The sequence below is a fragment of the Variovorax sp. LG9.2 genome (genome assembly GCF_035018885.1).
Taxonomy (GTDB): domain Bacteria; phylum Pseudomonadota; class Gammaproteobacteria; order Burkholderiales; family Burkholderiaceae_C; genus Variovorax.
Genome location: NZ_JASJXB010000061.1, coordinates 1 through 9,265, shown reverse-complemented (window position 1 = coordinate 9,265; position 9,265 = coordinate 1). Strand labels below are relative to the sequence as shown.

At 61.5% G+C, this 9,265-nt stretch carries 10 protein-coding genes; 8 read left to right on the top strand and 2 right to left on the bottom strand.

The genetic code is table 11. The features are described from left to right. Window positions 1–136: 136 nt before the first annotated feature. The gene (locus tag QN413_RS26460) at window positions 137–715 is read right to left on the bottom strand and encodes a PAS and helix-turn-helix domain-containing protein (protein ID WP_323499554.1); all 579 of its coding nucleotides are present in this window, start codon (window positions 713–715) and stop codon (window positions 137–139) included. 98 nt (window positions 716–813) lie between these two features. Here QN413_RS26460 and QN413_RS26455 point away from each other — a divergent pair, with 98 nt between their 5' ends. The 8 genes from QN413_RS26455 to QN413_RS26420 are packed head-to-tail and all read left to right on the top strand — an operon-like array spanning window position 814 to window position 7,877. After that, window positions 814–2,061, top strand: a complete 1,248-nt coding sequence (locus QN413_RS26455) for an amidohydrolase family protein (RefSeq protein WP_323499553.1) — start codon at window positions 814–816, stop codon at window positions 2,059–2,061. A gap of 37 nt (window positions 2,062–2,098) precedes the next feature. Next, a complete protein-coding gene (locus QN413_RS26450; RefSeq protein ID WP_323499552.1) occupies window positions 2,099–2,863 on the top strand; it encodes an ABC transporter ATP-binding protein in 765 nt (254 codons plus the stop codon). After that, a complete protein-coding gene (locus QN413_RS26445) occupies window positions 2,860–3,579 on the top strand; it encodes an ABC transporter ATP-binding protein (RefSeq protein WP_323499551.1) in 720 nt (239 codons plus the stop codon). Before QN413_RS26450 ends, QN413_RS26445 begins: the two co-directional genes overlap by 4 nt. Window positions 3,580–3,607: 28 nt before the next feature. Continuing rightward, window positions 3,608–4,819 carry an ABC transporter substrate-binding protein gene (locus tag QN413_RS26440; RefSeq protein ID WP_323499550.1) on the top strand — a complete coding sequence of 404 codons (1,212 nt, stop codon included), beginning with the start codon at window positions 3,608–3,610 and terminating at the stop codon, window positions 4,817–4,819. A 21-nt stretch (window positions 4,820–4,840) separates the two neighbouring features. Continuing rightward, on the top strand, window positions 4,841–5,713 hold the full coding sequence (locus QN413_RS26435; RefSeq protein WP_323499549.1) for a branched-chain amino acid ABC transporter permease: 873 nt from the start codon (window positions 4,841–4,843) through the stop codon (window positions 5,711–5,713). 4 nt (window positions 5,714–5,717) lie between these two features. Next, window positions 5,718–6,644: a branched-chain amino acid ABC transporter permease gene (locus tag QN413_RS26430; protein WP_323499548.1), complete on the top strand. Its 927-nt coding sequence runs from the start codon at window positions 5,718–5,720 to the stop codon at window positions 6,642–6,644. After that, window positions 6,631–7,149 carry a GAF domain-containing protein gene (locus QN413_RS26425; protein ID WP_323499547.1) on the top strand — a complete coding sequence of 173 codons (519 nt, stop codon included), beginning with the start codon at window positions 6,631–6,633 and terminating at the stop codon, window positions 7,147–7,149. Before QN413_RS26430 ends, QN413_RS26425 begins: the two co-directional genes overlap by 14 nt. Before the next feature lie 5 nt (window positions 7,150–7,154). After that, on the top strand, window positions 7,155–7,877 hold the full coding sequence (locus tag QN413_RS26420) for a class II aldolase/adducin family protein (RefSeq protein WP_323499546.1): 723 nt from the start codon (window positions 7,155–7,157) through the stop codon (window positions 7,875–7,877). A 171-nt stretch (window positions 7,878–8,048) separates the two neighbouring features. Here the strand turns inward: QN413_RS26420 and QN413_RS26415 are convergent, their stop codons facing one another. Beyond that, entirely contained in the window at window positions 8,049–9,068 is a 1,020-nt protein-coding gene (locus QN413_RS26415; protein WP_323499545.1) for an aldo/keto reductase, read from the bottom strand. Between the last annotated feature and the right edge of the window lie 197 nt (window positions 9,069–9,265).

Sequence of the window (9,265 nt, the reverse complement as noted above, 5' to 3'; positions counted from 1 at the left end):
TTCGGCCGAGGCAGCCTGACCCCGCAGGATCCACTTAAAAAGATTCGGAATCTGTTCAGACGAATGGGGCCAGCTCTCCTGGATCTTCACACGCACGAGTTCTTGCAATCCGGAAGGCGCCCACATAAGCGTAGCCCTAAAGTAGTTTGTTCACCAACTCCTCACTCGATGTCACCCCATATTTCCTCAACAACCTAGTCTTGTAAACGTCTACCGTGCGCGGGCTGATCCCGAGCGCCTTCCCTATCTCCTTGCCCGATCGTCGTTCCATCAGTAGCGCCGCGATGTCTCGTTCGCGCGGCGTCATGGCGATGTGATGGGGAGATTCGACTTGGCCGCCGCGGCTGAGGTCGGTGAAGGCCCATAGCGTTTCTTCGAACGGATCCTCGCGGTTGCGCACGTAGCCGCTCACCTGAACCCAAAAGAGGTCGCCGTTCGCGCGCCGCATGACGCGGTGGTCGGTATAGCGGCCGGTGCTGTTCAGCGCTGGCGTGATCCGGTGGCCGGTCTTGGCGAAGTCCACCTCGGTAGGGTAGATAACCTGGAACGACTGGCCGATGATCTCCTTGCGGCACACCAGGAACATCGCCTCGAACACAGCGTTACAGTCCACCACGACGCGGTGCCGGCCGATCGCCTGCCCGACAGGCGCGTTGTAGAACGCCCATTTGTAGTCGACGGCCTGTGTGGCGGCCTTTTGCTGTCGAGCCTTCATTGATCTCCCAAGTCCGCTGGCGGACGCTTAAGTGTCTTGACCCCGAGCATTTATCCGCATATCTTAGGTGCTTAAGTATTTAGAGGCAAAGAATTCGCATGGCCAGCTTTTTGTTCATCAACGCATCCGTGCTCGATCCGTTGAATCCCGAATTGCTCGAGGGCCACAGCGTGCTTGTGGAGGACGGCCTGGTCAAGGAAGTCTCGGACCGTCCGCTCCAGTCGTCTGCCGCGCGCACGATCGATCTCAGGGGTAAGACCTTGATGCCCGGCCTGATCGACCTGCACGTCCACACCATCGCGATTCAATACAACTTGCCCGGACAAGTGACACTGCCTAATGTGTTCGTCACGCTCAAGGCATTGCCCATCCTGCGGGGTATGCTGCGGCGCGGATTCACCACAGTGCGCGATGCCGGCGGCGCCGGCCTGTCGCTTAAGCAATCGATCGAGCAGGGTCTGGCCGTCGGCCCGCGTCTGTTCATCGCATGTCGATCGCTCAGCCAGACCGGCGGCCATGGCGATGTGCGGGCCCGTTACGACTTCCAAGCGATGGATACACCATGCGCCTGCTGCATCCGCGTAGGCGCCTTGAGTCGGATCGCCGATGGGGTCGACGAGGTGCGCCGCGCCGTTCGCCAGGAGCTGCAGATGGGAGCGGATCAAATCAAGATCATGGCGTCGGGCGGCGTGTCTTCTCCAACAGACCCGATCGGCGCGCTCGGTTACTCCGAGGACGAGATTCGCGCCATCGTGGCCGAGGCGCGCTCCCGCGGCACTTACGTTATGGCCCATGCCTACACGCCCGAATCGATTCAGCGTGCCGTCCGCTTCGGCGTGCGCACCATCGAGCACGGCAATCTCGTAGATGCCGAAACCGCGCGCGTCATGGCTGAGCACGATGCGTTTGCCGTGCCGACACTCGTCACCTACGAGGCGCTGACGGTCGAAGGTGAGAAGTATGGTTTGCCGCCGGAGAGCGCTGTCAAAATCGCCAGCGTGCGTGACGCCGGCCTGCGTTCGCTCGAGATCTTTCAGCGCGCGGGCGTCAAGATGGGTTTCGGAACCGACTTGCTGGGTGAGTCGCATCGACTGCAGAGCGACGAGTTCACCCTTCGCGCGCAAGTGCTGTCGCCAGCCGAGGTTATCGCCAGCGCCACAACCATCGGCGCCGAAGTGCTGAACATGACGAGCAAGCTCGGCCGCCTGATCCCGGGCGCCTTTGCCGATGCGATCGTGGTGGACGGAAACCCGTTCAAGGACCTCGCCTGCCTGACTGGTCAGGGCGAGCGCATCCCGCTGGTGATGAAGGGTGGCGAAATCCAGTTCGACGACTTGGCCCACTGATCGAGCGCAGGACACAGGCACCCGTCGCCCACCGTCCATGACGCTGCTGTCGTTACAGAACGTGTCCCTGCACTTCGGTGGAGTGCAGGCGTTGGCAGGCGCTTCATTCGACATCGCGCGCGGCACGCTCACCGGCCTCATCGGTCCCAACGGCGCCGGCAAGACTACGCTGTTCAACTGCATCTCCGGGCTGTATCGGCCCACCGGCGGGGTCATCGTGTTCGACGGCCGGCCGATCACCAGGCTTGCGCCGGATCGAATCACCGCTTGCGGCCTGATCCGCACCTTCCAGCTCGCTCGGGGTTTCGCGCGGATGACGGTGTTCGATCACCTTCTGCTGTATGGACAGCGCCAACCCGGCGAGGCGTTGCTGGCCGGCCTGCTCGGCTGGCGAGCCGCAGCGCAACGCGAGGAGCAGTTGCGCGAAAAGGCGTGGACCGTTGCGCGGCGCCTGAAGCTCGAGCGCATCGTCGATTCCTTGCCTGGCAACATCTCCGGGGGGCAGAAGAAGTTGCTGGAGATTGGCCGGGCGCTCATGACTGATCCGCAAATGCTGCTGCTCGACGAGCCCATGGCGGGCGTGAATCCGACGCTGGTCAACGAGATCGGCGACCACCTCCTCGCATTGCAGCAGGAGGGCCTCACCATCCTCCTCATCGAGCACGACATGGCGCTTATCCGCCGCTTGTGCGACGAAGTGATCGTCATGGCTGAAGGCGCGTTCATGGCGCGCGGCGATTTTGATCAGGTTGCCGCAGACACGCGCGTGCAGGAAGCTTATCTGGGAGTGGTACGCGCATGACCCTGATGCGGATCCAGGGCCTGAAGGGCGGCTACGGCGGCGAGGACATCGTCAAGGGCATCGACCTGGCGCTCGACGCCGGGGACTTCGCCGTGATCATCGGGCCCAACGGCGCGGGCAAGTCGACCTTCCTGAAGATGATCTGCGGCCTCGTGAATTTCCACAGTGGCAGCATAGAAATGGATGGCCGGCCGCTCACCGGCGGCCAAGCACTGTCGGCCTCGGGAATAGGCTTCGTCCCCCAAGAATTCAACGTCTTCCCGTCGATGACGGTGCGCGAGAACCTGGAAATCGGCTGCTACCTGAAGCCGCGCGACGTCAAGCGGCGCATCGATGAGCAACTGGCACGATTTCCGCTGCTGGCCGACCGGCTGCGTCTGCCAGCCCGTACTTTGTCGGGCGGGCAGCGGCAGACCCTTGCACTCGCGATCGCGCTGATGATGGCGCCGCGCGTGCTCCTGCTCGACGAGCCGAGTGCCGGCTTGTCGCCGGTTGCGGCCAGTGCGATGTTCGACACCGTGAGCCAGTTAAGCCGCGATGGCATCGCGGTGCTGATGATCGAGCAGAACGCGCTCGCGGCTCTTGCCATTGCACAGCGCGGCATCGTCTTCGTGATGGGCCAGAAGGTGCGCGATGCCGTTGCGTCCGACCTGGTTCTTGACCCCGAAACGCGACGCCTGTTCCTGGGCGGCCAGCCTGAAACCGCCCATCTTTAAACCGCTCACATCACTTCCAAGGTATTCCATGAATCATTCAGACCTGCCCACACGCCGTCGCGTCATTACCCTGTCTTCCACGATGGCAGCGAGTTTGGCGTTGCCCGGCTGGGCTCGCGCCCAGACCGGCGAGCCTATCAAGATTGCGGCGTTGATTCCGCTGACAGGCGGCGGCGGCGCCTATGGCCCGACCATGCAGCGCGCGGCGGAACTTGTGGTTAATGAAGTGAATGCGGCCGGCGGCGTGCTCGGCCGCAAGGTCCAACTGTTGGTCGAGGACGATCAGACCAATCCCGAATCCGCGGTCCGCGCTGCGCGCAAGTTGATCGACGCCGACAAAGTCTGCGCGATCATCGGCACCTGGGCTTCTTCGGTGACTACTGCGGTCGCGCCGCTGTGCTATGAAAACAAGGTTTTTCTCGCGACCGTCTCGGGCGGCGAGGCCATTACCAGCATGCCACACCACGGTTACATCGTGCGCACGCAGCCCACCTCTGCCTTGCTGGGCGCGGTGTTCGCCAACTTCATCGCCGACCAGGGCGGCAAGAACGCTTATTTCATGGGTCCGCAGACGCCGCTGTCACAGTCCTATGGCGACACCATTGAGCAGCAGATGAAAAAGCGCGGCCATGTGTCGCATACGCTGCTGTACGAAGACAAGAAAAGCAGCTACCGCACCGAGATTGGCCAGGTACTGCGCGACAACCCCGACTTCATCGTGCTGGGCGGCTATGTGCCCGACACCGCAGTGGTCGTCAAGGACCTCTTCCGCGCCGGCTACAAGGGCAAGATCGTCGGTATGGCCTTCGGCGTCAACCAGAAGCTGGTCGAGGCGGTGCCGCTTGAAACGCTGGAAAACGTCTACATGATCGGTTCATCGCCCGCCGTGGGCGCCGAGTCGTACAAGCGCCTACTGCGACTGCTCAAGACCGATTCGCTCGATCCGTACAGCTGCCAGATCTATGACCACGCGAACCTGGTCCTTATGTCGATTGCCAAAGCCAAGCAGGCCACCGGCACCGGCATCAGGGACTCCATTCGCTCGGCGACGCATGCCAAGGGCGGCAAGCCCGTGGACAACGCGGTGGATGGCATCAAGCTCATCAATGCCGGCCAGCCAGTCGACTACAACGGTGCCAGCGGGTCCTGCGAGTTCACCGAGAAGGGCGATGTGATGAATACGTTCTTCCGCTACGAACAGATCCGTGGCGGCAAGATCAACCTGATCAAGATCGCCTGAGCGCCGACCGTTGAGAAAGCCATGCACGAGTTCCTGCAGCACCTGCTGAACGGCATCATCTCCGGCTCCGTGCTGGCGCTGCCGGCGCTCGGACTGACGCTGATGTTCGCGGTGATGGGTTTCGCCAACTTCTCCTTCGCCGCGCATGCAACGCTTGGTGCCGTCGCGGGCTATCTAGTCAATATCAAGTTCGGCTGGCCGGTACCCGCGTGCCTCGTGGTGGCAGTAGTGGCAGCCGGTGCGGCGGGCATCGTGAGCGACCGCGTCGCCCTGCGCGGACTGAGGCAGATGCGCAGGGCCGACGCGGCGATGATGGTGGCGATCGCCTCGATTGCGCTCAACATGGCGCTGGAAAGCGCGGTGCGCTTTGGCATCGGCAACGATCACCACAGTTTTGACCTGCCGCTTATGCGCGACGCGACGGTCGCAGGCTTTCAGATCAGCCAGCAACAGGCCATCAACTTGGCCTATGCGGTGGGCATGGTGGCAGTCCTATTCGGCTTCTTCGGCTTTACCCGCGCGGGCAAGGCCATGCGCGCAGTTGCCGACAACCCCGATCTCGCGAGGCTGAAGGGTATTTCCGCCGAGAAGGTGGCGCTCGCCGTGACTTTTGTCGGCATGGGCCTGGCCGGGGCAGGCGGAATGCTGCTCGCGCTGGAGACCAGCGTCGACCCGCTGGTGGGTTCGCGCATCCTCTTAATCGTGTTCGCGGCCAGCGTGGTTGGCGGGCTGACCAGCATTCCCGGGGCCGTCGCTGGCGCGCTGCTAATCGGCGTCGCGCAGGAGCTCTCGCTGCTCGTCATCTCGCCCACATACAGCAGCGCCGTTGGCTTCATTGCCATCGCCTTCACGCTGACGCTAAGGCCGCAGGGTCTGTTCGGACGAAAGGCCTGAGATCGTGACCAGTTACCTGCTCTTTGCCGCCACTATCGCCGGCATCTATGCATTGCTCGGCTTGGGTTTGGTCGTCATCTGGGGGCAGACCGGCATGGTGAACCTGGGCTTGGCGGGTTTTTTCGCACTCGGCGCATACGCCTCGGCGCTCTTGACCAAGAATCTTCCCGTGCCGATCGCGATGGGCTGGCTCGCAGCTATGGCACTGACAGCGTTGGTCGGCATGGCGCTGACTTGGGTGACGCGGTCCATGCGTGGCGATTACCTGGCCATCATGACGCTGTCCTTTGCCGAAGTGATCCGGCTGGTCGCAGTCAATGAGGCCTGGCTCACCAACAGCATCGATGGCATCTCTGAGATTCCGGCGCCGATGCGCGCGTCGCTCGGCGATCAGTTCAACCTGTTTTATTTTGCGTTGACTTGGGCCGTGGTCGGTCTCGCTTACATACTGGTTCGCCGCCTTGTGGATGCGCCCTTCGGCCGGGTGTTGCGAGCAGTGCGTGACGACAACCAAGTCGCCGCCGTGGCCGGCAAGGCCGTGCTTTCGTTCAAGATGAAAGCTTTCATGCTCGGCAGCGCATTGGCCGGCCTGGCGGGCGCGATGTACGCCCACTACACCGCCTACATCGCGCCCGACCTCTTCACGCCCCTGATCACCATCTACATATTCTTGGCCGTCACCGCAGGTGGCTACACCCGGCCTGCCGGCGCAATCCTGGGCGCCTTGTTCGTCAACTTCCTCCTCGAAGGCACGCGCTTCGCGGCCGACCATATTGCCGGCCTGAGCGGGGTACAAATCGCCTCGTTGCGCGAGATCGTGATCGCCGCCGCTCTCATCGCGCTGATGCATTTGAGGCCGCAGGGCATGTTGCCAGAGCGGCTGCGCCGCGCAAGCGCCAACACGGGATCCCAGAAACATGAATCTGCCTGATGTCTCATCTCCGGAGCGCCTGGTTGCTACGCTGGTCCGCCCGCACGAACCGGCCGAGCTTCTGCGCGACGCCGCCGACCTGCTGCAGAAGCGCATCGGCCACAAACTGTTCACCATCTTGCTAGTGTGTGCGAATCGCGAGGATACCGTCCGAGTTTATTCGGACAACCTGGACGCCTACCCCGTCAACCGACTTAAACGCATGGGTGTGACGGCCTGGGGCGATCGAGTGATCCATAGCGGCGAGAGCTGGATCGGCCGCAACGACGCGGACATTGCGTGGGCATTCCCGGACCATGAGCTGATCCGCTTGCTCGGCCTCGCATCGGCCCTGAGCGTGCCGGTCATGTTCGACGGCAAGTGCCTGGCGGTGCTGAACCTGCAGCACGAGGCGAACTGGTATCGCGACGATCACATTCCCATGGCTCGGCAACTGGCACCGTTCCTCATTCCTGATCTTTTGCGGCTGGAACGCGCAACCGGCGCCATGCCTTCGATTCACTGACAGGCTTGACTCAGCTTCCCGCGCGCGCCACACGCAGCCGAGCCGGCGTGTCGGTGTCAGCGCAGAAGAATGGGCTTCTGCCTATCAGTAAGCAAAGCACATTTGTGCTGCCCTCCTTGAGTTATCACAGCTACGAAGACGTCGCTGTCCAAGACGAGGAAAAGCTAAGCTTGCAGACGGATCTCGGCGCAAACAACTTTTTTATGCTCCGGAACCATGGGCTGCTCGTTGTCGGTCGTTCGGTATCCGAAGCCTTCCTCAACATGTACACCTTTGAAAACGCGCGCAAGATTCAGATTGACGCGTTGACTGGAGGCGAACTTGTGCATATTCCACAACGGGTCATTGATGGCGCCGCGGAAGCAAGGAGGATCAATTCAAAGGGTTTGGGCTCTGTCCTTGGGCGCGCGCAGTCCTATCGACTACCGAAGAAGCTTGGGCCTCACGGCATAACCAGTCCAAGAATTCCGCCGCACCCCCGGTGGCTCAGTTCTACTTCGGCGCGGACAGTGCTGTGGCTGCAACGCCCGGCCGGACGGCGTAATCTCATCCTAGGACTGGTGCAATCGCGCGCTGGCGGGTCGTCGATCTGCCTGATCTCAGCGCGCGTGCGTCGATGGAACAGTTGCTTTGCATCCCGGCAGCCCCTGTCCGACGACCAGCAGCTGCGCGATCTCGCTACGGTACCGGCCGCCGCATGGCGCCCCCGGTGGAGCATCGCCAACTGAGCCATGATGATGGCTTCCCCTGCTTCCACGGATTCATCATGAAGAACGCTATTTTCGGCGCCGGCCTGATGGGCTGATGGGCTGATGAGCTGATGTGCTGATCGCAGCAGTTTATTCAAATCCGCAGCGACGCGCACCTGCACGGATTGCCGCATGCGGGTGGTGGTCGCGTCACAATGCTGGCTCAGCCGCGTTTTGCTCGATGAGTCCTTGTTGTTTGAGTTCGCTCCAGAACTCTGGAGGGATCTTCGTCTGCATCGAATTCCAGTTTTCTTGAATCTCGCGTGCGCTGCCGGCACCCACGATTAGTGCAACCGCCTCAGCAGGGGCGCTCGAAAACTGGAGGGCTGCAGTGCGCAGATCAACGCCGTGACGCGCTGCTACGGCACGCAACTGGGCGAGTTTTTGAATTACCTCCGGCGGGATGTTGAAGTTTTCCTTGCCGTAGTTGTAGCGCGGGCTACCGGAGATCAAACCTGCGTTGAGCGCTGAAGCCATGACGAGTGACACGTTCTTCGCACGCACCGCAGGAAGTACCTCGTTGAGCGCATTGGCGTGTTCGATGAGGGAGTACTGGCGCGCGCATAGGCAGACATCCGGGTCCGCATCCTCGATCACCTTGAGAATTGCAAAGGGCGTATTCACGCCAACGCCCCAGGCACGAATGATCCCCTCGTCGCGCATTTTGGACAGTGCGGGGAATGCACCCTTTCGCGCGATGTCGTACTGCTTTTCCCACCCTCCATCCGGGAAAAACGCGAAATCGGGCGACAAATCGTGGACGAACGCGATGTCCAGATGAGAAACACCCAGCCTCTGCAGACTGTCCTCGATCGAGCGACGCACGCCGTCCGCCGTGTAATCAATGACAAGGTTGTTCGGCGAGTCGGAAAGCGGAAACATGTCAGCGTGGTTGTTGTCCTTCGACGCCTTGAAAAGCTTGCCGACCTTGGAGGACAGCAGATAGTCGTCCCGCCGCTGGTTGTGGAGGAAGTGCCCGAAGCGGCGCTCCGCAAGCCCCAGCCCGTACCAGGGAGCAACGTCGTAGTAACGAACGCCCATCGACCATGCAGCCTCTAGAGTAGCCTGTGCGTCGCTGTCGGTGCGCTTTTCAAATTCATTACCGAGTGGAACGCCACCAAGGCCGAAACGAAATTCTGGTTTGAAAATATTCTGTGCGCGGTTGGTCATGAAGAGCCTGCCTGATGATGATGAAAATAAAAGAGCCGATACTGAATGAGGCACCCTTTTTCCCTCTGTAGTTACCCTGCGCGGTGGCCCGTAGGCGTATGACTCCACTCGAGTGAGAAGACTGAATCGCCCCGGGATTCGTGGAGGCTGATTGGTTTAAGTCAGGCCGCCACCGTGGTGGCTTGACTGGCGAGTTG

Coding starts and splice junctions, on each gene's coding strand:
- QN413_RS26425 (WP_323499547.1), top strand. CDS start 6,631: ATGAATCTGCCTGATGTCTCATCTCCGGAGCGCCTGGTTGCTACGCTG.
- QN413_RS26415 (WP_323499545.1), bottom strand. CDS start 9,068: ATGACCAACCGCGCACAGAATATTTTCAAACCAGAATTTCGTTTCGGC.
- QN413_RS26455 (WP_323499553.1), top strand. CDS start 814: ATGGCCAGCTTTTTGTTCATCAACGCATCCGTGCTCGATCCGTTGAAT.
- QN413_RS26450 (WP_323499552.1), top strand. CDS start 2,099: ATGACGCTGCTGTCGTTACAGAACGTGTCCCTGCACTTCGGTGGAGTG.
- QN413_RS26445 (WP_323499551.1), top strand. CDS start 2,860: ATGACCCTGATGCGGATCCAGGGCCTGAAGGGCGGCTACGGCGGCGAG.
- QN413_RS26460 (WP_323499554.1), bottom strand. CDS start 715: ATGAAGGCTCGACAGCAAAAGGCCGCCACACAGGCCGTCGACTACAAA.
- QN413_RS26435 (WP_323499549.1), top strand. CDS start 4,841: ATGCACGAGTTCCTGCAGCACCTGCTGAACGGCATCATCTCCGGCTCC.
- QN413_RS26440 (WP_323499550.1), top strand. CDS start 3,608: ATGAATCATTCAGACCTGCCCACACGCCGTCGCGTCATTACCCTGTCT.